The organism is Xanthomonas sp. NCPPB 2866 (assembly GCF_041475745.2).
Lineage (GTDB): Bacteria > Pseudomonadota > Gammaproteobacteria > Xanthomonadales > Xanthomonadaceae > Xanthomonas > Xanthomonas arboricola.
The window spans coordinates 1,409,362-1,435,560 of sequence record NZ_CM192975.1 but is presented as its reverse complement, the minus strand read 5'-3'; the positions used below and the strand labels follow the sequence as shown (position 1 = coordinate 1,435,560).

20 protein-coding genes and 1 tRNA gene are annotated in these 26,199 nt (G+C 64.7%); 4 read left to right on the top strand and 17 right to left on the bottom strand.

Translation table 11 applies throughout. The features are described from left to right. Positions 1 to 14: 14 nt before the first annotated feature. Entirely contained in the window at positions 15 to 1,370 is a 1,356-nt protein-coding gene (locus tag ACCQ04_RS06190; protein WP_226427127.1) for a helix-turn-helix transcriptional regulator, read from the bottom strand. 909 nt (positions 1,371 to 2,279) lie between these two features. Between ACCQ04_RS06190 and ACCQ04_RS06185 the strand changes: the two genes are divergently transcribed. Next, complete coding sequence (locus tag ACCQ04_RS06185; protein WP_226426669.1) at positions 2,280 to 3,065, top strand: winged helix-turn-helix domain-containing protein; 786 nt, start codon at positions 2,280 to 2,282, stop codon at positions 3,063 to 3,065. A gap of 403 nt (positions 3,066 to 3,468) precedes the next feature. Here ACCQ04_RS06185 and ACCQ04_RS06180 read toward each other — a convergent pair whose 3' ends face one another. The 13 genes from ACCQ04_RS06180 to murJ form a co-directional block, all read right to left on the bottom strand. Continuing rightward, on the bottom strand, positions 3,469 to 3,855 hold the full coding sequence (locus ACCQ04_RS06180) for a DUF805 domain-containing protein (RefSeq protein WP_226426670.1): 387 nt from the start codon (positions 3,853 to 3,855) through the stop codon (positions 3,469 to 3,471). A gap of 300 nt (positions 3,856 to 4,155) precedes the next feature. Further along, positions 4,156 to 5,547, bottom strand: a complete 1,392-nt coding sequence (radA, locus tag ACCQ04_RS06175) for a DNA repair protein RadA (protein ID WP_016901522.1) — start codon at positions 5,545 to 5,547, stop codon at positions 4,156 to 4,158. Positions 5,548 to 5,903: 356 nt separating this feature from the next. Beyond that, positions 5,904 to 7,784: a M61 family metallopeptidase gene (locus ACCQ04_RS06170; RefSeq protein WP_167762907.1), complete on the bottom strand. Its 1,881-nt coding sequence runs from the start codon at positions 7,782 to 7,784 to the stop codon at positions 5,904 to 5,906. Positions 7,785 to 7,964: 180 nt separating this feature from the next. Then, entirely contained in the window at positions 7,965 to 8,300 is a 336-nt protein-coding gene (gene cyoD / locus ACCQ04_RS06165) for a cytochrome o ubiquinol oxidase subunit IV (protein ID WP_006450195.1), read from the bottom strand. After that, positions 8,300 to 8,929, bottom strand: coding sequence for a cytochrome o ubiquinol oxidase subunit III (cyoC, locus tag ACCQ04_RS06160; RefSeq protein ID WP_006450194.1), 630 nt, complete (start codon positions 8,927 to 8,929; stop codon positions 8,300 to 8,302). Before cyoC ends, cyoD begins: the two co-directional genes overlap by 1 nt. Next, positions 8,926 to 10,926 (bottom strand): cytochrome o ubiquinol oxidase subunit I, encoded by a 2,001-nt coding sequence (cyoB, locus tag ACCQ04_RS06155; protein WP_039511404.1) that lies wholly within the window; start codon positions 10,924 to 10,926, stop codon positions 8,926 to 8,928. The genes cyoC and cyoB overlap by 4 nt, the downstream gene beginning before the upstream one ends. Further along, positions 10,926 to 11,861, bottom strand: a complete 936-nt coding sequence (cyoA, locus tag ACCQ04_RS06150) for a ubiquinol oxidase subunit II (RefSeq protein ID WP_024940071.1) — start codon at positions 11,859 to 11,861, stop codon at positions 10,926 to 10,928. The genes cyoB and cyoA overlap by 1 nt, the downstream gene beginning before the upstream one ends. Before the next feature lie 357 nt (positions 11,862 to 12,218). Beyond that, a tRNA-Thr gene (locus tag ACCQ04_RS06145) sits at positions 12,219 to 12,294 on the bottom strand. Positions 12,295 to 12,470: 176 nt separating this feature from the next. Next, the gene (gene ispH, locus ACCQ04_RS06140) at positions 12,471 to 13,421 is read right to left on the bottom strand and encodes a 4-hydroxy-3-methylbut-2-enyl diphosphate reductase (protein WP_016901719.1); all 951 of its coding nucleotides are present in this window, start codon (positions 13,419 to 13,421) and stop codon (positions 12,471 to 12,473) included. Between the two features lie 64 nt (positions 13,422 to 13,485). Next, positions 13,486 to 14,004: a signal peptidase II gene (gene lspA / locus ACCQ04_RS06135; RefSeq protein ID WP_046342029.1), complete on the bottom strand. Its 519-nt coding sequence runs from the start codon at positions 14,002 to 14,004 to the stop codon at positions 13,486 to 13,488. 321 nt (positions 14,005 to 14,325) lie between these two features. Next, positions 14,326 to 17,157 (bottom strand): isoleucine--tRNA ligase, encoded by a 2,832-nt coding sequence (ileS, locus tag ACCQ04_RS06130; protein ID WP_226426671.1) that lies wholly within the window; start codon positions 17,155 to 17,157, stop codon positions 14,326 to 14,328. After that, positions 17,154 to 18,203: a bifunctional riboflavin kinase/FAD synthetase gene (locus ACCQ04_RS06125; protein WP_226426672.1), complete on the bottom strand. Its 1,050-nt coding sequence runs from the start codon at positions 18,201 to 18,203 to the stop codon at positions 17,154 to 17,156. Before ACCQ04_RS06125 ends, ileS begins: the two co-directional genes overlap by 4 nt. A 223-nt stretch (positions 18,204 to 18,426) precedes the next feature. Continuing rightward, positions 18,427 to 20,019 (bottom strand): murein biosynthesis integral membrane protein MurJ, encoded by a 1,593-nt coding sequence (gene murJ, locus ACCQ04_RS06120; RefSeq protein ID WP_226426673.1) that lies wholly within the window; start codon positions 20,017 to 20,019, stop codon positions 18,427 to 18,429. Positions 20,020 to 20,135: 116 nt separating this feature from the next. Between murJ and rpsT the strand changes: the two genes are divergently transcribed. Continuing rightward, on the top strand, positions 20,136 to 20,405 hold the full coding sequence (gene rpsT, locus ACCQ04_RS06115) for a 30S ribosomal protein S20 (protein WP_002807888.1): 270 nt from the start codon (positions 20,136 to 20,138) through the stop codon (positions 20,403 to 20,405). A 91-nt stretch (positions 20,406 to 20,496) separates the two neighbouring features. On the opposite strand, the gene obgE is transcribed toward rpsT, so the two are convergent. From obgE to rplU, 3 genes are all read right to left on the bottom strand, one after another. Next, positions 20,497 to 21,546, bottom strand: coding sequence for a GTPase ObgE (obgE, locus tag ACCQ04_RS06110; protein ID WP_104624164.1), 1,050 nt, complete (start codon positions 21,544 to 21,546; stop codon positions 20,497 to 20,499). 232 nt (positions 21,547 to 21,778) lie between these two features. Beyond that, entirely contained in the window at positions 21,779 to 22,039 is a 261-nt protein-coding gene (rpmA, locus tag ACCQ04_RS06105) for a 50S ribosomal protein L27 (RefSeq protein ID WP_003484326.1), read from the bottom strand. 12 nt (positions 22,040 to 22,051) lie between these two features. Then, positions 22,052 to 22,372, bottom strand: coding sequence for a 50S ribosomal protein L21 (gene rplU, locus ACCQ04_RS06100; protein WP_046342025.1), 321 nt, complete (start codon positions 22,370 to 22,372; stop codon positions 22,052 to 22,054). 291 nt (positions 22,373 to 22,663) lie between these two features. Here rplU and uvrA point away from each other — a divergent pair, with 291 nt between their 5' ends. After that, a complete protein-coding gene (uvrA, locus tag ACCQ04_RS06095) occupies positions 22,664 to 25,630 on the top strand; it encodes an excinuclease ABC subunit UvrA (protein WP_046342024.1) in 2,967 nt (988 codons plus the stop codon). Further along, positions 25,630 to 26,037, top strand: coding sequence for an acyl-CoA thioesterase (locus ACCQ04_RS06090; RefSeq protein WP_024940078.1), 408 nt, complete (start codon positions 25,630 to 25,632; stop codon positions 26,035 to 26,037). Before uvrA ends, ACCQ04_RS06090 begins: the two co-directional genes overlap by 1 nt. Positions 26,038 to 26,199 lie beyond the last annotated feature (162 nt).

Sequence of the window (26,199 nt, the reverse complement as noted above, 5' to 3'; positions counted from 1 at the left end):
TGGCGCGCAACGACCTAGCGCTGCAGGGTTTCCATCGGCGCCTCATTGAAGTGCTGGCGATAGCCCTTGGCCAGCGCCGAGCGGCTGCCCACGCCCCAGCGGCTCGCCGCCTGCAGCACGCTGCCGCAGCCGCCTTCGGCCAGCAGTTCGTCGCGAATGCTCTGCATCCGGTAACGACGCAACACCTGGGTCGGCGACAGCCCGGTAGCGGACTTGAAGGCCTGCTGCAAGGCGCGCCCGGTGACGCCGATCTGCGCGGCCACCTCGTTGATCGACAGATCCGAGCGGTGCGCATTGGTGATCATGTAGGCGTAGGCGCGCCGGTACTTGGCCGGCAGCCGCGCGGAGATGTCGTCGCTGACATGCGCCGGCGTGCCGCTTTCCAGCAGCCGCGGCGCCTGCACCTCGCTGCGCAGGCACTGCACCGCTCCCAGCGCATAGCGGTTGTACAGCAGCAGTGCCTGCTCGGTCTTGCCCAGCGCCTGGCTGATCTTGGCCTGGCAATACTCGAACTCCAGATTCCAGCGTGGCGCGTGGTGCCGGCCGGCACCGGCCAGGGCACGCTCTGCCAGATCGGCGCGCCCCACAGCCAATGCGGCAAGCGCCAGCTCCACCTGCGCATCCTGCCGGGCGCAGGGCGGGCAACCGGTGGCGGCGGCCGGCAGCGCATCGATCTGCGCATCGAAACCGAAGGTGTCGCCACCGGCGATGCGCAGCAGATTGCGCACGTGGCGCATGCGCTGTGCGAGCACCGGCATGCTCTCGGCCAGGTCGGCGATGCAGGCGCGCAGCTCGTTGGGCTCGAACGCGTGCGCCGCATCCTCCTGGCGCAGCGTGGCCTGCCAGAACACGTGGTCGCTCATCCGGTCGGCGCGCCGGATGCGCAACTGCGCAATCATGTCCAGGCGCAGCGCAGTGGCGATGCGCAGCCACTCGGTTGCACCGCCGTCCAGGTCCGCCAGCACGTCGTTGGCACGCTCAAGGGTCTGCAGCGCCAGCGTGCTCTGGCCCAGATGGAAGTGGGTCAGCGCCTTGCCCAGCAGACTCTCACCACACAGGCAGGCCGGTGTCTCGCGGTCCATCGCCAGCTGCGCAAAGCAGTTCAGTGCAGCGCTCAGGCGGCGCTGGCTCAGCATCAACCAGGCGGTATTGCGGCAGGACAGCAACCGCAGTTGGCGCTGGTGCCCGCGCATCGCCTTCAAGGCGTGGCGGTAGGCATCTTCGGCCTCCTCCTGGTATTCGAGGATCAACAAGGCATCGCCGCTGGCGCCGAGCAGGCCGACTTCGTCGTCGGCGCCATCCGCGGCGGCCTGGCCGTCACGGCGTTGTTGAAGATGTTGCAGACCTTGCGGCCAGGCACCAACCAGCATCCTGCTTGTATAGGTAGGAAGACGGTCTGCGTACGACAACGCAGAGATCGCCGCGAAGTAGGTTGAAAGGATCATGCCGGGCTCTCTCATAGGGGGATGAGCAAAAACAACAATGCGCCGGTCTGGCTGGCGCAACCGATTGTATGCAGCGGATCCAATGGAATTTCTCACTCCAAGGCACTAAGAAAATCAAAAAACCTCACTCTGTCTCCTGCCAACCCAGTTATGCGGCATGCAGATAAAGGGCACTTTTTGCATACCGCCGGCGCTGTCGTGCATAGGACATTGCACGCCATGCGAAACCGTATTGAAGACAGGACGACAGCCGGAGAAGATTGGCAGGGCCAACCAAATCCCATGCCTTGCGTCGGCTTCACTGATGTCCCGGCATGACGTTGCAATGGCCGCATGCGCGGTACTTCAGTAAATGAAAGATGCGCGTCAAACGATGGCCGCGCCGTTGTGCTGCATCGGCGGATCGCTCAGATATTCCATGTGCGCTGCAAGCACATGCAAATCGCAATACCGTGGTATAGACCTGGACGCGCAATGGAATGGACTCCGCGACCGCGCCCGTTGTCTCGCCGCGTCGACCGACTGCGCGTTGCGCAATGTCGGAATTTTGTTAGTTACTGACGACGCATGCCCTGGATGTAAGAGCTGCTTTACGCCTAGATGAGCGTACGTTAAAGCCGGCCTACCCAAAGCCGAAGAAAAGTACGCAGCAGTGAAACTTTCTGCCTCGGCAATGGTACATACCATTCGTCCGACCCTAGGTCGGATCCTCCGGCAGCCAAAGGCGATGGCGATGCACTTATCTCTACATGTGGGTTTTGTATTGGCGCCTGCTGTCCGCAACAGGCATCCGACGTACGCCTGGTACGTGTGCAGACATGGGAAGGCCGGCTGATGCACGGCAACCTTCCCGGCAAGCACGGATCGGCTTTCCTGTTGACGCAGGACGCGCGTCTGGCATCGCAGGTCAACGCGAGCCTCGCACCGCTGGCCCCGAGTTTTGCGGTGTTTTCCGATGAACTCGAACTTCTGCGCTCGCTGCGGCATTCCCCTTGCGAGCTGTTGATCTTCGATGCGACCTGCGTCGCGTCGGACGACAGCTCATTGCTGGCCTGGCAACGCTGCCACAGCGGCCATCCCACGCCGCTGATCGTGCTGGGGCGTTTCGACTGTGCCCACGACATCCTGTCCTGGTACCGCGCTGGCGCACACGATGTACTCGCCCTTCCCTTCAATTCCCACGAGCTGCATGTGCGCGCAGCATTGGCGCTGTCGCCGGTGGCCGAGGCGTGCCCCGAGAGCCAACAGCTGAGTGTGGGCCCCTACCAGCTGATCCGCGACGAAAATACCGTATACCTGCACGGCAAGCCGATCGTGTTGACCGCACGCGAGTTCTCGATCGCTTGGCTGCTGTTTTCCAGCCCCGGCGTGTGTTTCCGCCGCTGCCAGTTGGCCAAGGCGGTGTGGGGTAGCCACACCGAGTTCACCGACCGCACGATGGAGCAACACATCTACAAGCTGCGCAAGAAGCTGCAGCTGTGCAATCACAGCGGCGTGGTGCGCATCAGAACCGTGTATTCGCATGGGTACAAGCTGGAACTTGCCCTGCAGGACAAGGACGCACCGACGCCCGGCAAGGTCGTCAGCCCCAGCACCGGCCATCATGCTGCGGCTTGTTGACCGTTGCGGCCCTGCAAGAGCGAAGCGCGGCGACTTGCGCTTGCTATCTGCTACCGGCGCCTGCATGGCAGTGAATCGGCCGTTGCCATGCGTTGATCTGGTCAGGCATTAACTGGCAGAGCTTGTTCGCCGGCTCCATGTTGAGTGGAAACGCACCCAGTTAATAGTTCAATAATGTATTGAATATACAAATAGAGCTTGGCGCATTGCCGGTCGACTGCTTCCTACACCCTGGCAGGACGTCCAAGTTTTTGCCGGCAGTTGAAGAACGCATCAATCGAGCCGAATCCGGCACTCAAACGCACGCGTGTTGTTGGTCAGCCTGCGCCAACCGTACATCTCCAGAAACGACAATGGCGCGGAGAAGTCTCCGCGCCATTGTTCGATCAGGCCTTGCACCTGGTTACTGCTTGGGATTCTCGCCGTACTCGTTCGGGCCGGGCGTGCCTTCCAGGCACATGAAGACCAGCACGATGAAGCCGCCCACATAAGGCACCAGGCTGATCAGATAGAACCAGCCCGACTTGCCCTGGTCGTGCAAGCGACGCACGGTCACTGCAATGCTCGGCACAATCAATGCCAGCACCACGATCCCCATGACGGCAGCGACCAGCCACGCCAGTGCACCAGGACCGTTCTCGCCGCCCGTCAGTGCAGCCGCGATGCCGAACAGGCCGCCCAACACCAGCAGGACGATCGCCTGCAGCAGCATGAACATCCAATATTCCTTGCGGCGCGAGCGGCCATTGAAGTCGGCGTAGCGCTTGAGTGGCAACAACATCCATTCCATCGTGTTTTCTCCTGATAACGCGCAGTGAGCGCTGTCCGTGATCCGGTGCACAGTGCAACGGGCCGCGCATGTTGCCATAGCCGCTCTGCGCTGAAAACGTTTTCTTATCGACGAATGGCGGATCGCGACCTGCTGGCCGACGGACGGTCACCTGAGCTGGGGGCGGCCAGCCCGAAACTTCATTGATGTCATTCCGGCATGGCGCAGGCGGCAATGTCGCCCACTGCACGGGGTGCGGGGTCAGCTCATCGCGTGCAGAGCGACGCCCCTAAGACAGTCGCTCCCCCTACCGCACCGGTATCACTCGGCGGCCGCTTCCAGCGCCTGGCTCAGCCGCTCCACCGCGACGATCTCCATGCCCTTGATGCTGGTGGTCTTGGGCGCGTTGGCCTTGGGCACGATCGCGCGCTTGAAGCCGTGGGTGGCGGCCTCTTTCAGACGGTCCTCGCCGTTGGGCACCGGCCGGATCTCGCCGGACAGCCCCACCTCGCCAAAGGCGATGGTCTTCTCGGACAGCGGCCGGTCACGCAGCGAGGACAGCACTGCCAGCAGCACCGGCAGATCGGCAGCGGTTTCCTGCACACGGATGCCGCCGACCACATTGACGAACACGTCCTGGTCGCCCACCACGATGCCGCCATGGCGGTGCAGCACCGCCAGCAGCATCGCCAGCCGGTTCTGCTCCAGACCCACTGCCACGCGCCGCGGATTGGACAGCGGCGAGGCGTCCACCAGCGCCTGCACCTCCACCATCAGCGGCCGGGTGCCTTCGCGGGTAACCATCACGCAGCTGCCCGGTTGCTGGGTGCTGCCACCGGACAGGAAGATCGCCGACGGGTTGGAGACCTCCTTGAGGCCCTTCTCGCCCATCGCGAACACGCCCAGCTCGTTGACCGCACCGAAGCGGTTCTTGAACGCGCGCAACAGCCGGAACCGGCTCCCGCTCTCGCCTTCGAAGTACAGCACCGCATCGACCATATGCTCGAGCACGCGCGGGCCGGCGATGCCGCCTTCCTTGGTCACATGGCCGACCAGAAACACCGCGGTGCCGGTCTCCTTGGCATAACGCACCAGCCGCGCCGCACTCTCGCGTACCTGGCTGACCGAGCCCGGCGCTGCGGTCAGCGATTCGGTCCACAGCGTCTGTACCGAGTCGGCCACGATCAGCTTCGGCCGCGCCACGCTGGCATGCTGCAGGATGTTTTCGATGCCGGTTTCGGCCAGCGCGTTCAGGCCCTCCAACGGCAGATCCAGCCGCACCGCGCGCCCGGCCACCTGTGCCAGCGATTCCTCGCCGGTGACGTACAGCACCGGCAGCGTGCTGGCCATGCTCGCTAGCGCCTGCAGCAACAGCGTCGACTTGCCGATGCCGGGGTCGCCACCGATCAGCACCACCGCGCCTTCGACCAGGCCGCCGCCCAGCACCCGATCGAACTCGCCAATGCCGGTGGACACGCGCGCCTGCTCGGACTGCTGCACGTCCTTGAGCGCGGTGATCTTGGGCGCCTCGGCCTTGCCGGCCCAGCCGCTACGCCGCGATGCCGCAGGCGAGGCCTTGCCGCCGGGCGTGGCGCTTTCGAGCACGATCTCGCTGAGCGTGTTCCACACCCCGCACTCGGTGCATTGCCCCTGCCACTTGTTGTATTCGGCGCCGCACTCGCCGCAGACATAGGCCGTTTTCGCCTTCGCCATCGTCAGTTAACCAATCGCTTCTGGAGCGACAGGATAGTCGGCGTCGGTCTCAGGATGCGCGACGCTGGCTCGGGATTCGGGATTCGGGATTCGGGATTCGGGAATCGGGAATCGGGAATCGGGAATCGGCCAGGCTGCGGCGGCGCTGGAATGGATGCAACCGCGCATTCCTGCTGCTGCGTTTTCACTCGGACATCGATGGCGCCGAGCGTTTGGCTGGCGCGCTGTCTTCTGGTCGGTCGGCATCGATACCGACCAGAACCAGCGTCTGGAGCCGCATGATCGATCGCAGCCGGTCATGCAGCTCCAGGTCTTGCCATTGCCCGCTTCAACGGCTGCGAGCGGGCGGCTGCCACTCAGCGCGGCTTGTACAACTCGCTCAGGCGATCCGGCTTGCCGGGGATGCGTTCCAGATGCGGATACAGCAGGCCGCCGTGGTAATCGATGCGCACGGTGTCGTAGCGGTCCAGGCGCTTGACCAGCAGTTCGATCGGCGCGGTGGTGCCCTTGGCCGCCTTGATCGCGTCCTTGATCACCTCACTGCTGAAGGCGCGGCCGTTGACCGCCACGATGGTGTTGCCGGCGATCAGGCCGGCATTGAAGGCCGGGCCGTCCCACAGCACATCGCCGATATCGCCTGAGGCCTTCAGGGACACGCCAAGCGAATAGGTCAGGCTGGCGTCCTTGTCGTCGCTCTCGTCGGCCTTGGTGGCCAGGTTCGGCTCCTCGTTATAGACCAGCTTCCAGCCGTTGGCTTCGATACCGCCGTTCAAGGAGCCATGCCCGTCCATGCGGCTGCGCAACAGGCTCGCCCAGTCGTAGGCGGCGATGCCATTGAGCGTGGCGACGATGTCGTCGAAGGTGTACGGGTTGACGTCCCAGTCGCCGTTCTTCATGCCGAAGAAGGCCTTGCCGAAATCGTCGATGGAACGCTTGTTGTTGGTCAGCGCGCGCAGCTTGCTGTCCACTTCCAGCCACATCATCTGGCCGCCGGAGTAATAGTCTTCGGCCATCTGATAGCTACGGTAGGCCTTGGGCCGGCGCATCGACATGGTCGGGTCGTTGGTGGTGTCCTGCACGGTGCGCCAGGCCATGCCGGGGCGACCGCGCTCGTAGTTCGCCGCCACGCCGGCCAGCATCTCGCGCGCCTGATCCTGCGTCCACAGGCCCGAACGCGCTGCCATCACTTCGCCCCAGAACTGGGTCTGGCCTTCGTACAGCCACAGCAGGCTGTCGCCCATCGGCACGTTGAAGTTGGGCGTGGCCAGGTCGGCGCCACGGCGGTACTTGCCGTTCCAGGAATGGTTGAACTCGTGCGCGAGCAGGTCGCGGCCGGTCCAGCTCTTGTCCCACTCGGTGAAGTAGGTCGGCACGCCGCTGTTTTCGCTGGAGCGATGATGCTCCAGGCCGATGCCGCCCAACTTCTTGGTCAGCGCCAGCAGGAATTCGTAGTGGTCGAAATGCCGCGCGCCGTAGAGCTTGTCCATCTGCTGCACCAGCGACGCATGCGCCTTGATCTGCTCGGGCTTGGCCTCCAGCGACTTGGCTTCGTCGGCGAACACGTTGAGGTAGACCGGCTGCTTGCCGCCGCTCAGCTCCACGCGCTTGTAGTACTTGCCGGCGAACATCGGCGAGTCGACCAGATCGTCGAAGTCGATCGGCTTGAAGGTCACCGTGTCGCCAACCCGGCGGTCGGTCTCCAGCGCCGTGGCATAGCTCCAGCCGGCTGGCAATGTGACGCTGGCCTGGGCCTTGATGTTGCGTGCGAAGACGCCGGCCGGATACAGCGCCGTGGTGTTCCACTGCAGGTTGAGCATCTCCGGAGTCATCATCACCCGGCCCTGGTTGGGGGCCTGCGGCGAGAGGAACTTGAACTCGGCCACCAGCTCGCTGGCGCCCTGCGGCACGTCTACGGTGAAGGCGTACACATCGAACTGGTCGCGCTTCCACGGCACCACCTTGCCATCGACCTTGATCACCAGACCGGCGAGCTTGTCGATCGGCCCGGTCGGCGAGTGATTGCCGGGAATCCACTGCGGATACAGCAGCGTCATCGGGCCCGGCCGGGCCGGCATGCTGGTTTTGACCTTGAAGATGCGATGGGCCAGATCGGTGGCATCGACGTCGATCTTCAAGGTGCCGTCGAACGGCACGTCCTGCGGCGCGGCAGTTTGTGCGGCCGCAGGCAACGACAGTGCCGCCAGCAACGACACGGACAACAAGGTGGGGATCTTCATCGCAACTCCGCAGGGACCTGGAACAGGCAAGCCCACGATGCTAAGCGCCTGCCCGCGCTTCCCCGTATGCCATAGGTCATGCTGCGCAGCGATTCACACACAAAAAAGCCGCCGGTGACCCGGCGGCTTTTTGTCCAGCATGCTTGGATCCGGCGTGCCGTAATCCGGCACAGCGCCGTCTCAATGCATCATGTTGACGTTCATGTTGTGCAGCACCCACAGCGAGCCGACGATCACGATGCCGATGATCAGCAGCGAGAACAGGCCCACCTGCACGTTGGAGCGCTGCTCGGGCGAGCGATCCATGTGCAGGAAGTACACCATGTGCACCAGCATCTGCACCGCCGCCATCAGCGAGATCACGATGACGGTGACGCCCTTGGAGAACGCCCCGCTCATCACCATCGCAAACGGGATGACGGTGAGGATCACGGCCATCACAAAGCCGATCAGGTAGGACTTCAGGCCGCCGGCATGTGCGTCGGCAGCGGTTTCATGCGCGTGGTGATTGGCCATTACAGCGCTCCCAGCAGGTAGACGACGGTGAACACACCGATCCAGATGATGTCCAGGAAATGCCAGAACAGGCTCAGGCAGGCCAGACGCGTGCTGTTGCGCGGGGTCAGGCCGTTCTTGGAGATCTGGATCACCAGCACTGCCATCCACAACAGACCGGAGGCCACGTGCAGGCCGTGCGTGCCCACCAGGGTGAAGAAGGCCGACAGGAACGCGCTGCGCCCCGGACCCGCCCCTTCATGGATCAGGTGGTTGAACTCCCACACTTCCATGCACAGGAAGCCGATACCCAGCAGTGCGGTGACGCCCAGCCAGGCGTACAGCCCGGTCATGCTGCGCTTGTGCGCGGAGATCATCGCAACGCCGAAGCTCAGGCTGCTGAACAACAGCAGGAAGGTTTCCACCAGCACGAACTTCAGGTCGAACAGCTCCTTGGCGGTCGGTCCATCCACCGTGGCGCCCGAGAGCACCGCATAGGTGGCGAACAGGCCGGCGAACAGCAGGCAGTCGCTCATCAGGTAGACCCAGAACCCGAAGACGGTGTTGCCACCGGCGTCGTGATGTTCGTGGTCGTCGTGGCCGCCCGCGTGGGCGGCGTGGTCAAGCGTGGTCGAGGAAGACATGGTCATACCACCTTCGCGGCCTGCGCCGCATGTTGCTGTTCGAGCAGGGCAAAGCGCGCGTTTTCGATGCGCTCCACTTCGTCGGCCGGCACCCAGTAATCGATGTCGTCATCGAAGGTGCGCGCAATGAAGCTGCCGATCATGCCGACCAGGCCGATGATGGCCAGCCACCAGATGTGCCAGATCAGACCGAAGCCCATCAGCACGCTGAAGGCACCGATATACACGCCTGCCCCGGTGTTGCGCGGCATGTGGATCGCCTCGTACTTGGACGGACGCACCCAGCCCTTGCCGTTCTGCTTGTCGGCCCAGAACTGATCGCGGTCGTCGATGTGCGGCAGCACGGCGAAGTTGTAGAACGGCGGCGGCGAGGAGGTGGCCCACTCCAGCGTACGGCCATCCCACGGATCGCCCGTGTAGTCCATGTGCTCCTTGCGCTTCCACACGCTGTAACCGATCTGCACCAGGTTCAGGAAGATACCCAGGCCGATGATCGCAGCACCGGCCGCAGCGACGTACAGCCACGGCGCCCACTCGGGGTGGTTGTAGGTGTTCATGCGACGGGTCATGCCCATGAAGCCGAGCACGTACAGCGGCATGAAGGCCACGAAGAAGCCGATGATCCAGCACCAGAACGAGGCCTTGCCGATCTTCTCGTTGAGCTTGAAGCCGAACGCCTTCGGAAACCAGTAGGTCAGGCCGGCCAGGTAGCCGAACACCACGCCGCCGATGATCACGTTATGGAAGTGCGCGATCAGGAACAGGCTGTTGTGCAGCACGAAGTCCACGGCCGGAATCGCCAGCATCACGCCGGTCATGCCGCCGATGGTGAAGGTGATGATGAAGCCGATCGTCCACAGCACCGGCGAGGTCATGTGCACACGACCGCGGAACATGGTGAACAGCCAGTTGAAGATCTTCACGCCGGTCGGGATCGAGATGATCATCGTCGTGATGCCGAAGAAGGCATTGACGTTGGCACCCGAACCCATGGTGAAGAAGTGGTGCAACCACACCACGAACGACAGCACGCCGATGCACGAGGTGGCGTAGACCATCGAGGTGTAGCCGAACAGGCGCTTGCGGCTGTAGGTCGCGATCAGCTCGGAGAAGATGCCGAACGCCGGCAGGATCAGGATATAGACTTCCGGGTGACCCCAGATCCAGATCAGGTTGACGTACATCATGGCGTTGCCGCCACCGTCGTTGGTGAAGAAGTGCGTGCCCAGGTAACGGTCGGCACCCAGCAGCGCCAGCGCCACGGTCAGGATCGGGAATGCGGCGATGATCAGGATGTTGGTGATCAGCGCGGTCCAGGTGAAGATCGGCATGCGCATCAGGGTCATGCCCGGTGCGCGCATCCGCATGATCGTCACGAAGAAGTTGATGCCGGTCAGCAAGGTGCCCAGGCCTGAGACCTGCAACGCCCAGATGTAGTAGTCGACACCTACGCCCGGACTGTATTCCAGCCCCGACAACGGCGGGTAGGCCAGCCAGCCGGTCTGCGCGAATTCGCCGACACCCAGCGAGATGTTGATCAGCGCCGCACCGGCCACGAACAGCCAGAAGCTCAGCGAGTTCAGGAACGGGAACGCCACGTCGCGTGCGCCGATCTGCAGCGGCACGATCAGGTTCAACAGGCCGGTCATGAACGGCATGGCCATGAAGAAGATCATGATCACGCCGTGCGCGGTGAAGATCTGGTCGTAGTGATGCGGCGGCAGCACACCTTCGCCGCCGTTACCCGCCAGCGCCTGCTGGGTGCGCATCATCGCCGCATCGGCGAAGCCGCGCAGCAACATGACCAGCGCCACGATGATGTACATCACACCGATGCGCTTGTGATCCACCGAGGTGAACCACTCCTTCCACAGGTAGCCCCACAGCTTGTACTTGGTGATGGCGCCCGCGATGAGCAGGCCGAGCAGGCCGGCACCACCGAGTGCGACCATGATGATCGGCTCGTGGTACGGAACCGCCTCGATCGTAAGTTTGCCTAGCATCACTTGTCTCCAGAAGTGCACATGGCAACCGGCTCTGCAGCCGCTGCCTGATGGTCGCCATGGCCTTTGTTATGGCCCGGACCATTCATGTATTTGTCGACGAGCGAGCGGAACATGCCGTCCTGCACCGACGAGTAGTAGGTGACCGGATACTGTTCCTTGTCGTTGCGATTGGCGGCCAGCACCTGGTACTCGGCGGCGTTCAACGCGGTCGGCGATGCCTTGACCTTGGCCACCCACGCATCGAAGCCGGCCTGATCGACCGCATGCGCCTTGAAGCTCATCTTCGAGAAGCCGTGACCGCTGTAGTTGGTCGACAGGCCGAAGTATTCGCCCGGCTCGTTGGCCACCAGGTGCAGCTTGGTTTCCATGCCGGCCATCGCGTAGATCATCGTGCCCAGGTGCGGGATGAAGAACGAGTTCATCACCGTATCGGAGGTGATCTTGAAGTTCAGCGGCGTATGCACCGGGAACGCGATCTCGTTGACCGTGGCGATGTTCTGGTCCGGGTAGATGAACATCCACTTCCAGTCCAGCGACACCGCTTCGATGGTGATCGGCTTGACGTCCGAATCCAGCGGACGGTACGGGTCCAGCGCATGCGAGGAGCGCCAGGTCAGCACCGCCAGCACCAGGATGATCACGCACGGAATCGACCACACCACCACTTCGATGGCGGTGGAGTGCGACCAGTCCGGCTCGTAGCGCGCCTTCGTGTTGGACGCGCGGTATTTCCACGCGAACGCAATCGTCATCACGATCACCGGGATGACCACGATCAGCATCAGCACGACCGAGGTGATCAGCAGCTGCTTCTCGTCGTGGCCGATCTGGCCTTTCGGATTGAGAATGGCCGAGTTGCAGCCTGCCAACAGCAGGAACGGCAGCATCAGGCCTGGACGAAGTACACGCCCGAGATGTTTCAACGGAATCATCGGTCGATCCAAGTGCGAAGGAACGCCAGCCTCGTTCGTCGTATCCATGTGGACTCGTCCTGACGGCGCGCTTCCCGGGAGAAGGCAGCCACGCAGACCGAAGACACGAGTTAGCTCCCTGATTTTAGACTTTGCTGCACCTGCACGAAACCCATCGGCAATGATCTGCCGCAATTAATGCGCGCAAAACTGTGCGACATGTTGTCGCAGCGCTGCGCAGGGCGGCCAAGATGCGGTTGCGGCCATCGATTGCGGCCTGCGTGATGTGCGGCGTATATGGCGGCGCAGCGCCGGGATGTGCGTGATCGGCCCAAAACGCAACTGGGCCGACCCATGGTCGACCCAGTGCTGAAGCGATGGTGCCGGAAATAGGAATCGAACCTACGACCTACGCATTACGAATGCGCCGCTCTACCAACTGAGCTATTCCGGCGAGCCGTGAATTGTAGGAGCGGAGCCGGTGCCGGGTCAATCGCCACCAGGCGGAGGACGGCATGTCCGGCGCCGGACGCGGGCTGTGGCTGGCCGGTATGGCCACCTGCAGCGGTGAGGCACACCAACTTGCTGCAGGCAGTCGACGCCGGCTCAGCCAGTCCTGCGTGCCCGGCGTCAGCTGACCAGACGCAACCGCAGTTCCTTGGGCAGCGCGAACACCATCGATTCCGGCTCGCCTTCCAGTTCGGACACACCCTCGGCGCCCAGCTCGCGCAACCGCGCCAGCACACCATCGACCAGCACCTGCGGCGCGGAGGCGCCAGCGGTCAGGCCGATGTGCTGCTTGCCGACGATCCAGGCCGGGTCGATCTCGCCGGCGTTGTCGATCAGGTAGGACTCCACCCCGTCGCGCCGGGCCAGCTCGCTGAGTCGATTGGAATTGGAGCTGTTGGGCGAACCGACCACCAGCACCAGATCGCACTGGCGCGCAAGATCGCGTACCGCGTCCTGGCGGTTCTGGGTGGCGTAGCAGATGTCGTCGTGGCGCGGCCCCTGCATCGCCGGGAAGCGCGCACGCAGGGCCTCGATGATGCCCATGGTGTCGTCCACCGATAGCGTGGTCTGGGTGGTGTAGGCAAGGTTCTCCGGCTGGCGGATCTGCAACGTGGCAACCTGCTCGATGTCCTCGACCAGATAGATCGTGCCCGGGCCACGCTCGCGGCTCCACTGCCCCATCGTGCCTTCCACTTCCGGATGCCCGGCGTGGCCGATCAGCACCACGTCGCGGCCGGCCCGGCAATGCCGCGCCACCTCGAAATGCACCTTGGTCACCAGCGGGCAGGTCGCGTCGAACACCTTGAGCCCGCGGCGCTCGGCCTCCTGACGCACCGCCTGCGAGACGCCGTGTGCGCTGAAGATCACCGTGGCGTTGTCGGGCACCTCGTCCAGTTCCTCGACGAAGACCGCGCCGCGCTGTTTGAGGTCGTCGACCACGAAACGGTTGTGTACCACTTCATGGCGCACATAGATCGGCGCGCCCAGCGTTTCGATCGCACGCTTGACGATCTCGATCGCACGGTCGACGCCGGCACAGAAACCACGGGGATTGGCGAGCAGGACGTCCATGGCAGGCATTCTACGGGAATGGGGACTGGAGGATGGGACCGGGCGGCGCCGGTGCGCCGCGACTTCAGCGTCGATTCCCGATTTCCGACTTCTGCTTGCCGGCCGTGTCGAACAGACCGAATACCGCAATCCCGATGGCGCCGCCCACGATTGCCGAGTCGGCGATGTTGAACGCCGGCCAGGTATGGGTGCCGATGTACCACTGGATGAAATCGACCACGTGGCCGTGCATCAGGCGGTCGATCACGTTGCCGATCGCCCCGCCGATCACCAGCGCATACGGCAGCGCGCTGCGCCACTGCCCACGCGCGGTGCGCGACAGCCAGAACGCCAGCAGGCCGCTGATGCCCACCGCCAACGCGGTGAAGAACCACAGCTGCCAGCCGCCGGCATCGCTCAGGAAGCTGAAGGCCGCGCCGGTATTGTAGGTGCGGTACCAGTTCCAGAAGCCGTCGATCACCGGCACCGGGGTGTATTCGGGCAGGCTGGACAGCACCCAGGCCTTGCTCCACTGGTCCAGCCCGACCACGAGTGCCGACAGCAGCAGCCAGATCAGGGCGGAGGGTTTGGGGCGTTGACTCATGTCGGAAGGTCGCAGTTGGTGGTGACTTCTCCGACGCCGGAGAAGATGCCTGGATGGCGATAGGTGACGGCGGTGGCAGATGAAGCTGACGAAAGCTGGATGACAGGCAGGCAAGGATGGCATGGGCACCGGAGCCGGCTACCCTGCCCCGCCGTGCCGCATGCGCCACGCTTCAGCAAGGGCATGCATGCAGCGCCGGGGCACTCGTCATCCGGCACCAGCGCCTGCCCATGATGCCGCGACAGAGGCGCACGCCAGCCCGTACGGGGTCTCGATAACGCATGGCAGGACCTGCCCGCCACGCGCCTTCACGCACCCCCGTCAGAACCAGCGGCGTTGCTCGCCGGGGCCTTCGATATTGCTGACGCAGCGGCTGCACAGTTCCGGGTGACGCGGATCGCTGCCCACGCTGGCCTGGTGGTGCCAGCAACGCACGCACTTGGCCTTGCTGGTCGGCTGCGCGCTGACGAAGATGTCGTCGGTGCTGGCCGCGGTCACGGTCACATCGCCACTGATGAACAGGAAGCGCAGCTCGTCGGCCAGCGGCTGCCAGCGCGCGGCGGTCTGCGCATCGGCGGCCACGGTGATCTCCGCTTCCAGCGCCGCGCCGATCGCCCCGTTGGCACGCATCGGCTCCAGCACCTTGGCCACCTGCTCGCGCAAGGCCAGCAGCCTGTCGACATCGGCACTGCTCAGCGCGGCATCGGCCGGCAACGGCGCCAGGCCGTCGTACCAGGTGGCGAACAACACGTTGTCGACCCGCTTGCCCGGCAGGTAGCCCCACAGTTCCTCGGCAGTGAAGCTCAGCACCGGCGCGATCCAGCGCACGAACGCCTCGGCCACGTGATACATCGCGCTCTGCGCCGAGCGGCGGCCGCGTGCATCCTCGGCCATCGTGTACAGGCGGTCCTTGGTCACGTCCAGATACAGCGAGCCCAGGTCGACGCTGCAGAAATTCAGCAGCGCCTGCACGATTTCGGCAAAGTCGTAGCGCGCATACGCGGCAACGATCTTTTCCTGCAATTCGTGCGCGCGGTGCACGATCCAGCGGTCCAGCAGCACCATGTCGTCCAGCGCCACCAGGTGCTGCAGCGGATCGAAGCCGTGCAGGTTGCCGAGCAAAAAGCGCGCGGTATTGCGCAGGCGGCGATACGCATCGGCGTTGCGCTTGAGGATCTCCTGCGACAGCGACATCTCGTTGCTGTAATCGGCCGAGGCGATCCACAGGCGCAGGATGTCCGCGCCCAGGGTCTTCATGATGTCCTGCGGCTCGATGCCGTTGCCCAGGGACTTGGACATCTTGCGGCCGTGCTCGTCCACGGTGAAGCCGTGGGTCAGGCACTGCTTGTACGGCGCCGCCTTGTCCATTGCCACGCCGGTCAGCAGCGAGGACTGGAACCAGCCACGGTGCTGGTCGGAGCCTTCCAGGTACAGGTCGGCCGGCTTGGGCAGGCCGCGGTCCACCAGCACCGCCTCGTGGGTCACGCCGGAGTCGAACCACACATCCAGGATGTCGGTGATCTTGTCGTAATCGGCCGCCTCGTCGCCCAGCAGTTCGGCCGCATCCAGCGTGTACCACACGTCCACGCCGCCCAGTTCCACCCGGTCGGCGACCTGGCGCAGCAACTCGGTGCTGCGCGGATGCGGCTCGCCGGTTTCGCGATGCACGAACAAGGCGATCGGCACGCCCCAGGTGCGCTGGCGCGAGATGGTCCAGTCCGGACGACCGTCGACCATGCCGGCGATTCGCGCCTGGCCCCAGGACGGATACCAGTGCACGTTGTCGATGGCCTTGAGCGCATCGGCGCGCAGGTTGGCCTGCTCCATCGAGATGAACCACTGCGGCGTGGCACGGAACGCGATCGGCGTCTTGTGCCGCCAGCAATGCGGATAGCTGTGCTCCATCTTGCTGGCCGCCAGCAACACGCCGGTATCGCGCAGCCCCTCGATGATGATGTCGTTGGCCTTCCAGATGTGCAGCCCGGCCAGCACGGTGTCGCCCAGCGGCGGCGTCGACGGCAGGTACACGCCGCGCCCGTCCACCGGGTTGATCTGCGCAGCGCCGTAACGCTCGAGCAGGCCGTACTGCTTGGAGACCTGGTAGTCCTCCTGGCCATGGCCCGGTGCGGTATGCACCGCGCCGGTACCGTCCTCGGCCGACACGTGGTCGCCCAGCAGCAGCGGAATCTCGCGCTCGGCATAGAACGGGTGGTTCAGCAGCATCTGCTCCAGCGCCGCGCCCTTGGCATGGCCGTGCACCACCACCGTGTCCACGCCATAGCGCGACAGCGCCTTGCCGGCTAGGGCCTCGGCCACCACTAACCAGCGCGGCTGGCCGCGATCGGCCGGGCCTTCGACCAGCACGTAGTCCAGTTCCGCGCCCAGGCTCACCGCCAGCGACGCCGGCAGTGTCCACGGCGTGGTGGTCCAGATCGGCACCGCCACGCCCACGCCCGCCGGCAGGCTGGCGCCGAACGCGGCAGCGACAGCCGCCGGGTCGCGCGCCGGATAGGCGATGTCCACCGTCGGCGACACCTTGTCGGCGTATTCGATCTCGGCCTCGGCCAGCGCCGAGCCGCAGTCGAAGCACCAGTGCACCGGCTTCACGCCACGGGTCAGATGGCCGTTGTCGACCACCTTGGCCAGCGCGCGGATCTCGTTGGCTTCGAAGCGGAAATCCAGCGTCTTGTACGGGTTGTCCCAATCGCCGATCACGCCCAGGCGCTTGAAATCGCGGCGCTGCAGATCGATCTGCTCGGTGGCGTACTCGCGGCACTTCTGGCGGAACTCGGCGGCGTCGAGCTTGACGCCGACCTTGCCGTACTTTTTCTCGATCGCGATCTCGATCGGCAGGCCGTGGCAATCCCAGCCCGGGATGTAGGGCGCATCGAAGCCAGCCAGATACTTCGACTTGACGATGATGTCCTTGAGGATCTTGTTGACCGCATGGCCCAGATGGATCTGGCCATTGGCATACGGCGGGCCGTCGTGCAGCACGAACAGCGGGCGCCCTGCCGCATTGGCGCGTAGTTGCGCGTACAGCCCCTCGCGCTCCCAGCGGTCCAGCATCGCCGGCTCGCGCTTGGGCAGGTCGCCACGCATCGGGAATTCCGTCGCGGGCAGATGGAGAGTGGCTTTGTAGTCTTGGGTCACAGGTCTCTACCGTTGCGCTGGATTTTTAATAAGTCCGCACATGGATGTGCGGGCTCTTGCGAGGGACTCGCATCATAGGCGGGCTGTTGCGAGGAACTCGCATGTGTTGCAGAAACTGCGTGCCTGTCCAACACCGCACGCGCCTGCTCGGCATCTCGATGCATCTGCACCGTCAGCGCGTCCAGGCCGTCGAACTTCTCTTCGTCGCGCAGCTTGGCGACGAATTCGACCTCGATATGCCGGCCATACAGATCGCCCTGGAAATCGAACAGATGCGCTTCCAGCAGCGGCTCCACGCCGGCCACGGTCGGGCGCGTGCCAAAGCTCGAGACCGACGGCCACGGCCGCTCGGCTACGCCATGCACCCAGGTCGCATAAATGCCCGACAGCGCCGGCGTGCGCGGGAAACGCAGATTGGCGGTGGGATAGCCGAGGGTGCGGCCGAGCTGCTTGCCGCGCACCACCCGCCCGCCGATGGCATACGGACGGCCAAGCAATTGCCCGGCGTGCGCGAACTCGCCCGCGCCCAGCAGCTCTCGGATGCGCGTGGCCGAGATGCGCTCGCCGTGCAGGTGCACCGGCGCGATTTCGCCCGCTGCAAAGCCGTAGTGCGCACCAAGCGAGCGCAGCAGGCCGATATCGCCGCCACGCCGATGGCCGAAACGGAACTCCGGGCCGATCCAGACCTCTTTGGCGCACAGCCGGCCGACCAGGGCCAGGCGCACGAAGTCTTCGGCACTCATCGCCGACAGGCGACCGTCGAAACGGATCATGCCCACGCTGTCGGCACCGAAGCCGTGCAGCCCTTCGATCTTGGCGCGGGCCAGGGTCAGCCGCGGCGGCGGCGCGGCCGGGGCGAAAAACTCGCGCGGCAGCGGCTCGAAGCTCACCGCCACCGCCGGCCCCCCCAGCGCGCGCGCGCGCGCGACTGCGTGCTGCACCAATGCCCGATGCCCCAGGTGCAGGCCATCGAAGGCGCCGATGCAGACCACGCTTCCGTGCGGGAACAGCGTCCCGCCCTCGACGTCTCTAAACAGCCTGCTCATTCCTCGATCCAAACAGATGCCGGCCTGCCGGCCGACCCTCGTTGATGCATAACCCGCAAGTATAGCCGTGCCTGTCAATCCGCATGGGCGCGGCCCCGGGCGGGCCTGTGCTGCCGCGTCCCGGAAGCGGGCAGACGATTGCGCGCCTTCCCGGCCCGGGATTGGCCCCGCCCACCGTGCATGACGGCTGGCTCTGCACCCACTCGGCCAGCTCGGCGGACGACTAGCCCTCGCGCAGATGCCGCGGCCGCAATCCCAGCGCCACTTGCGCCACCAGGTAGGTCGCCCCACCGCTGCCGACCAGCACCACCAGCCAGCCGATGCGATCCCACTTGTCCATCACGGTGAACGATGGCAGCCACCACAGCAGGCCCAACAGCACCGCCACCATCGCCGCGCATGCCAGCAGCAGGCGCAGCGCATAGCCAGCCCAACCCGGCCGGCGCTGGTACACGCCGGACTTGCCCAGCCAGTACCACAGCAAACCCAGGTTGAGATAACTGGACAGTGCGCTGGCGATGCCCAGCGCCAGATGCAGGCCCGGCTGCTTGCCCAGCGCCTGCATCACGCCCTGCGCCTTGAGCTCGGGCGGCACCATGATCTGGTAGACCACCGCCAGCAACGCGAAGTTGAACACCATGTTGGCGATCAACGCCGCCACACCGGCACGCACCGGAGTGCGGGTGTCCTGACGGGCGTAGAAGGCCGGCAACAACACCTTGAGCATGGCGTACGCCGGCAGGCCGAAGCTCAGGCCGTAGACCGACATCGCGGTCATGCGCGTATCGAAGGCGGTGAACTGGCGGTACTGGAACAAGGTCGCCACCAGCGGCTCGGCCAGCAGCAGCAGGCCGAGCATCGCCGGCATCGCGATCAGCAGCGTGGTGCGGAACCCCCAGTCCAGCGCGCCGGAGAACGCGCTGCGGTCGGTCTTGACGTGATGGCGCGCCAGCGCCGGCAGGATGACCGTGCCCAGCGCCACCCCGAACACGCCCAGCGGCAGTTCCAGAAACCGGTCGGCCAGCGACAGCCACGACTGCGAGCCGTCGGCCAGCCGCGCGGCGATCACCGTGTCCAGCATCAGGTTGATCTGCGCGATCGACGAACCGAACAGGGTCGGAATCATCAGGGTCAGCACCTTGCGCACATCCGGGTGCGTCCAGCCCCAGCGCGGCAGCGTCAGCAGATCGATGCCCTTCAGGGCCGGCAGCTGAAACAGCAACTGCAGCGCCCCGGCCACCAGCACCGCCCAGCCCAGCGCCAGGATCGGCACGTCCAGCCGCGGCGCCAGCCACAGCGCGCCGGCGATCATGCACAGGTTGAGGATCACCGGCGTCAGTGCCGGAATCGCAAACCGCTGGAAGCTGTTGAGCGCCCCGCCCGCCAGCGCGGTCAACGAGACGAACAACAGAAACGGAAACGTCAGCCGCAACAAATCGACCAGCAGGCCGTATTTATCCGGATCGGTGGACGCGCCATCGGAAAACACCGACGCCAGCTGCGGGGTGAAGATCAGCCCCAGCGCGGTGATCAGCAGCAACATGCCGCCGAGCGTGCCGGACACCCGCGACATCAGCTCGCGCAGGTCGGTATGCGGGCGGGTCTCCTTGACCTCGGTGAACACCGGCACGAAGGCGGTGGCGAACGAGCCCTCGGCGAATAGCCGACGCAGGAAATTGGGGATTCGGAACGCCACCCAGAACGCGTCGGTGACCGCATTGGCGCCGAAGGTGGTGGAGATCGCCTGGTCGCGGATCAGGCCCAACACCCGCGACACCATGGTCATACTGCTGAATGAGAGCAGGCCTCTTAACATGCCGGGCTTGCTCACGCTGCATCCCTCTTGACAACTGACTTGACGTACATAACTAAGCCCATCATACTTTCCCGCTTGCTTTTTCCACTACACCGATTTTTCAGGAACCCACCACCGTGGCCAATATCAAGTCCGCCAAGAAGCGCGCCAAGCAGACCGTCGTGCGCAATGAGCGCAACACGGGCCAGCGTTCGATGCTGCGCACCGCCGTCAAGAAGGTGATCAAGGCCCTTGACGCCAACGATGCTGCAGGCGCCGAAGCTGCTTTCGCCGTTGCCCAGCCCATCCTCGACCGTTTCAGCGCCCGTGGCCTGATTCACAAGAACAAGGCTGCGCGTCACAAGAGCCGCCTGACCGCTCGCATCAAGGCCATCAAGGCCGCGTAAGCGAGCCGTGCTGGCATCACCGCAGGCCTGGCTTGCGGTGGCATAGAAAAACCCGGCCTTGGCCGGGTTTTTTGTGTGCCTGCGCATGCGCTCAGCCGGCATTGCGTGCCTCGAGCTCGTCCTCGCGCTGACGGTCGAAGAACGCCATGATGTCCTTCATGATCGGGAAGGTGCCATCGCGGCCCAGCGCCGAGACCAGATACCACGGCGCGGCCCAGCCGAGTTCGGCCACGATCGTCTCGGCCGCAGCGCGGGCCTCGTCCTCGAACATCAGGTCGGCCTTGTTGAGCACCAGCCAGCGCGGCTTCTTCAGCAACTCCGGATCATGGCGCTCCAGCTCGCGTTCGATGGTGCGCACCTGATCCACCGGCGACGCCTCCACCCCACCATCCATCGGCGAAATGTCCACCAGATGCAGCAGCAGACGGGTGCGCTGCAGATGGCGCAGGAACTGCGTGCCCAGCCCGGCACCGTCGGCCGCGCCCTCGATCAGGCCCGGCACGTCGGCGATGACGAAGCTGCGGTATGCCTCGACACTGACCACGCCCAGATTCGGGTACAGGGTGGTGAACGGGTAATCGGCCACCTTCGGGGTTGCCGAGGACACCGCGCGGATCAGGGTGCTCTTGCCCGCATTGGGAAAGCCCAGCAAGCCGACGTCGGCCAGCAGCTTCAGCTCCAGCTTGAGCAACCGCTCCTCGCCCTCTTCACCGGTGGTGGACTGGCGCGGCGCGCGATTGACCGAGCTCTTGAAATGCATGTTGCCCAGGCCGCCCTTGCCGCCCTTGGCCACCAGCAGGCGATCGCCATGCTGGGTCAGGTCGCCGATGACTTCGTCGGTCTGCACGTTCATCACCACGGTGCCGACCGGCACCACGATGATGCGGTCTTCGCCGCCCTTGCCGTAGGCCTGGCGGCCCATGCCGTTTTCGCCGCGCTGCGCCTTGAAGGTGCGCTCATGCCGGAAGTCGACCAGCGTATTGACGTTCTCGTCGGCCACGATCCACACGCTGCCGCCGTTACCGCCGTCGCCGCCATCGGGCCCACCAAGCGGGATGAACTTCTCGCGGCGAAAGCCGACACAGCCATTGCCGCCATTGCCGGCACTGACCAGGATTTCTGCTTCGTCGACTAACTTCATGAGATTTGGGATTCGTAATTTGGGATTGGTAACACCACCGCAGGACGCCGCAAGGCGGCCGCGGAAGCAGCAGGAAGCAGCGGTATCGGAACTCTCGAAATCCGCCGTTGCGAATCCCCAATCCCGAATCCCCACTCCCGGCCGTCAAACGAAAAACCCCGCAAAAGCGGGGCTTTCCGTCTCGTCCGCCAGGCAGCGATGCCTGACGGACTGGCCTGCATGGAGCGGGCGATTACGCCTCGGCAACCACGCTGACGGTGCGACGCTTCTTCGGGCCCTTGGTGGAAAACTCCACCTTGCCGTCGACCAGCGCGAACAGGGTGTGGTCACGGCCGAGGCCGACGCCGGCGCCCGGATGGAACTGGGTGCCACGCTGACGCACGATGATGTTGCCGGCATCGATGGCCTGGCCACCGAAGATCTTCACACCCAGGTACTTCGGGTTGGAATCGCGACCGTTGCGCGAGGAACCTACGCCTTTTTTGTGTGCCATGACTGGTTCTCCTTACTTCTTATCGCCACCGGCGATGCCGGTGATCTCGATTTCGGTGTAGTGCTGACGGTGTCCCTGACGCTTCATGTGGTGCTTGCGGCGACGGAACTTGATGATGCGCACCTTGTCGGCGCGGCCATGGGCCACGACCTTGGCGGTGACCGAGGCGCCCTTCAGCGCATCGCCCAGCTTGATGCCATCGCTATCGCCCAGCATCAGGACGGTGTCGAACTTGATCTCGTTGCCAGCTTCGACATCGAGCTTTTCCACGCGGAGCGTTTCACCCTGCGCGACGCGGTATTGCTTACCGCCGGTTACCAGAACTGCGTACATGACCAGGTTTTCCTCTGTAGTTATTATGGTCGCACTGACGTGCCCTAGGGCAGACAGGAGCGGGATTGTACGGGCTGGCGGGGTTTGGGGTCAACCTGCCGGCCAGCCGGCCATGGCCCCGCCCGATCCACCCGTGCAACGCATCATCCGGCCGCCACAGGCGCCCGGTCAGACTGGCATTTGGGGCAATTGCCCTCACCTAGGTCGGCGGGTAGGCTGATCGACTGCCACTCATTCCTGCTGAGCACGCTCGCACCACTGCCGGTTCGCCGGCCCGACATCGGATCCCCCATGGCGATGGATTTCATCCGCATCCGCGGCGCGCGGACGCACAACCTCAAGAACATCGACCTCGACCTGCCTCGCGACAAACTGATCGTGATCACCGGCCTGTCCGGCTCGGGCAAGTCGTCGTTGGCGTTCGACACCATCTATGCAGAAGGCCAGCGCCGCTACGTCGAGTCGCTGTCGGCGTATGCGCGCCAGTTCCTCAGCGTGATGGAAAAGCCGGACCTGGACCACATCGAAGGCCTGTCCCCGGCGATTTCGATCGAACAGAAGTCGACCTCGCACAACCCGCGTTCCACGGTCGGCACGATCACCGAGATCTACGATTACCTGCGCCTGCTGTACGCGCGCGTCGGTCAGCCGCGCTGCCCGGACCACGGCTTCCCGCTAGAGGCGCAGACCGTCAGCCAGATGGTCGACCACATGCTCACGCAGGACCAGGAGCAGCGTTACATGCTGCTGGCGCCGGTGATCCGCGAGCGCAAGGGCGAGCATGCGCAGGTGTTCGAGCAGCTGCGCGCGCAGGGCTTTGTGCGCGTGCGCGTGGATGGCGAGCTATACGAGATCGACGCGGTGCCGCCGCTGGCGCTGCGCCAGAAGCACACCATTGAGGCGGTGATCGACCGCTTCCGTCCGCGCGAAGACATCAAGCAACGGCTGGCGGAAAGTTTCGAGACTGCGCTCAAGCTCGGCGAAGGCATGGTCGCGGTGCAGTCGCTGGACGACCCGGCCGCGGCGCCGCACCTGTTCTCGTCCAAGTACAGCTGCCCGGTCTGCGATTACTCGCTGCCGGAGCTGGAACCGCGGCTGTTTTCGTTCAACGCACCGGTGGGCGCCTGCCCGAGCTGCGATGGCCTGGGCGTGGCCGAGTTCTTCGACCCGGATCGCGTCGTGGTGCATCCGGAGCTGTCGCTGTCGGCCGGCGCGGTGCGCGGCTGGGATCGGCGCAATGCCTATTATTTCCAGCTGATCGCCTCGCTGGCCAAGCACTACAAGTTCGACGTGGACGCGGTGTGGAACACGCTGCCAGCCAAGGTGCGCCAGGCGGTGCTGTTCGGCAGCGGCGATGAGGTGATCAGTTTCACCTACTTCACCGATGCGGGCGGGCGCACCACGCGCAAGCACCGCTTCGAGGGCATCCTGCCGAACCTGGAACGCCGCTACCGCGAAACCGAATCGCCGGCCGTGCGCGAAGAGCTGACCAAGTACGTCAGCCAGCAGCCCTGCCCGGCCTGCAACGGCACGCGCCTGAACCGTGCCGCGCGCAACGTGTTCGTCGCCGACCGCCCGCTGCCCGAGCTGGTGGTGCTGCCGGTCAACGAGGCACTGAGCTTTTTCCGCGGCTTGTCGCTGCCGGGTTGGCGTGGCGAGATCGCCAGCAAGATCGTCAAGGAGATCGGCGAGCGGCTGGGCTTCCTGGTCGATGTGGGCCTGGATTACCTGACCCTGGAACGCAAGGCCGATACCTTGTCCGGTGGCGAGGCGCAGCGCATCCGGCTGGCCAGCCAGATCGGCGCCGGCCTGGTCGGGGTGATGTATGTGCTGGACGAGCCGTCGATCGGCCTGCATCAGCGCGACAACGAACGCCTGCTGGGCACGCTGACGCGGCTGCGCGATCTGGGCAATACCGTGATCGTCGTCGAGCATGACGAAGACGCGATCCGCCTGGCCGATTACGTGCTGGACATCGGCCCCGGCGCCGGCGTGCACGGTGGCGAAATCTGCGCGCAGGGCACGCTGCAGGACATCCTGGATGCGCCCGGCTCGCTGACCGGCCAGTACCTGTCGGGCAAGCGCCGCATCGAGATTCCCAAGCAGCGCCACAAGCCCAACCCGAAGATGATGCTGCATCTGCGCGGGGCGACCGGCAACAACCTGAAGAATGTCGACCTGGATATTCCGGCCGGCCTGTTGACCTGCATCACCGGCGTGTCCGGCTCGGGCAAGTCCACGCTGATCAACGACACCTTGTTCTCGCTGGCGGCCAACGAGATCAACGGCGCCTCGCATCCGGTGGCCGCGCATCGCGAGGTGGAGAATCTGGATCTGTTCGATAAGGTCGTGGATATCGACCAGTCGCCGATCGGGCGCACGCCGCGTTCCAATCCAGCCACCTATACCGGCATGTTCACGCCGTTGCGCGAGTTGTTCGCGCAGGTGCCGGAAGCGCGTGCGCGCGGCTATTCGCCGGGCCGTTTCAGCTTCAACGTGCGCGGCGGCCGCTGCGAGGCCTGCCAGGGCGATGGCCTGATCAAGGTGGAGATGCACTTCCTGCCCGACGTCTACGTGCCCTGCGATGTCTGCCACGGCAAGCGCTACAACCGCGAGACGCTGGAGATCCGCTACAAGGGCTTCAACATCAGCGACGTGCTGCAGATGACCGTCGAGGACGCGCTGCGGCTGTTCGAGCCGGTGCCGTCGATCGCACGCAAGCTGGAAACGCTGGTGGATGTGGGCCTGAGTTACATCAAGCTGGGCCAGAGCGCGACCACGCTGTCCGGCGGCGAGGCGCAGCGCGTCAAGTTGTCCAAGGAGCTGTCGCGCCGCGATACCGGACGCACCCTGTACATCCTCGACGAGCCGACCACCGGCCTGCACTTCCATGACATCGAAGCGCTGCTCGGCGTGCTGCACAAGCTGCGCGACGAGGGCAACACGGTGGTGGTGATCGAACACAATCTGGACGTGATCAAGACCGCCGACTGGATCGTGGATCTGGGCCCGGAAGGCGGCCATCGCGGCGGCAGCATCCTGGTCTCCGGAACGCCGGAAGATGTGGCTGCGCACAAGGCGTCCTACACCGGGCAGTTCCTGGCCAAGATGCTGCCGTCGGTGAAGGCGCGCGAGACCCGGCCGGCGGCCATGGCCAACAAGCCCGATGCGCGCCCGCCACGCAAGATCAAACCGGAGAAGGTGGCGAAAGTCGCCAAGTCCGCCACCAAGAAAACCGCAAAGAAGAAGGCAAGCTGATGAGCGAAGAGCACAAGGTGTTGGCACGCATCCCGATCAGCGTGCGCTGGCGCGACATGGACAGCATGGGCCATGTCAACAACGCCAAGTACATTTCGTACCTGGAGGAAGCGCGCGTGCGCTGGATGCTGGGCGTTGAAGGCGTGGCGATGACCGACCGCATCGCGCCGGTGGTCGCGGCCACCAACGTCAACTACAAGCGCCCGCTGATATGGCCGAACGACATCCTGGTGGAACTGTTCGTCGAGCGCCTGGGCAGCAGCAGCATCACCATCGGCCACCGCATCCTCGACCAGAAGGACGAGGGCGTGCTGTATTCCGATGGCAACGTGGTGGTGGTGTGGATCGATACGCAGACCGGCAAGAGCGCATCGCTGCCGGACGCGGTACGCGCCGCCAGCAGCTGAGATTTGCCAGTTGCGCGTTGGCTCTCCAGCGCCATAAGACGACGGCGGCTCTTCCGGGAGCCGCCGTTGTTGTTTGCAGCGCTCCTGTCATGCCGCTGCGCGATACCACCGACAGGCCGCGCGATCGAGACCGACACCGTGAAGTGGCAGCCTGCTCGCCAC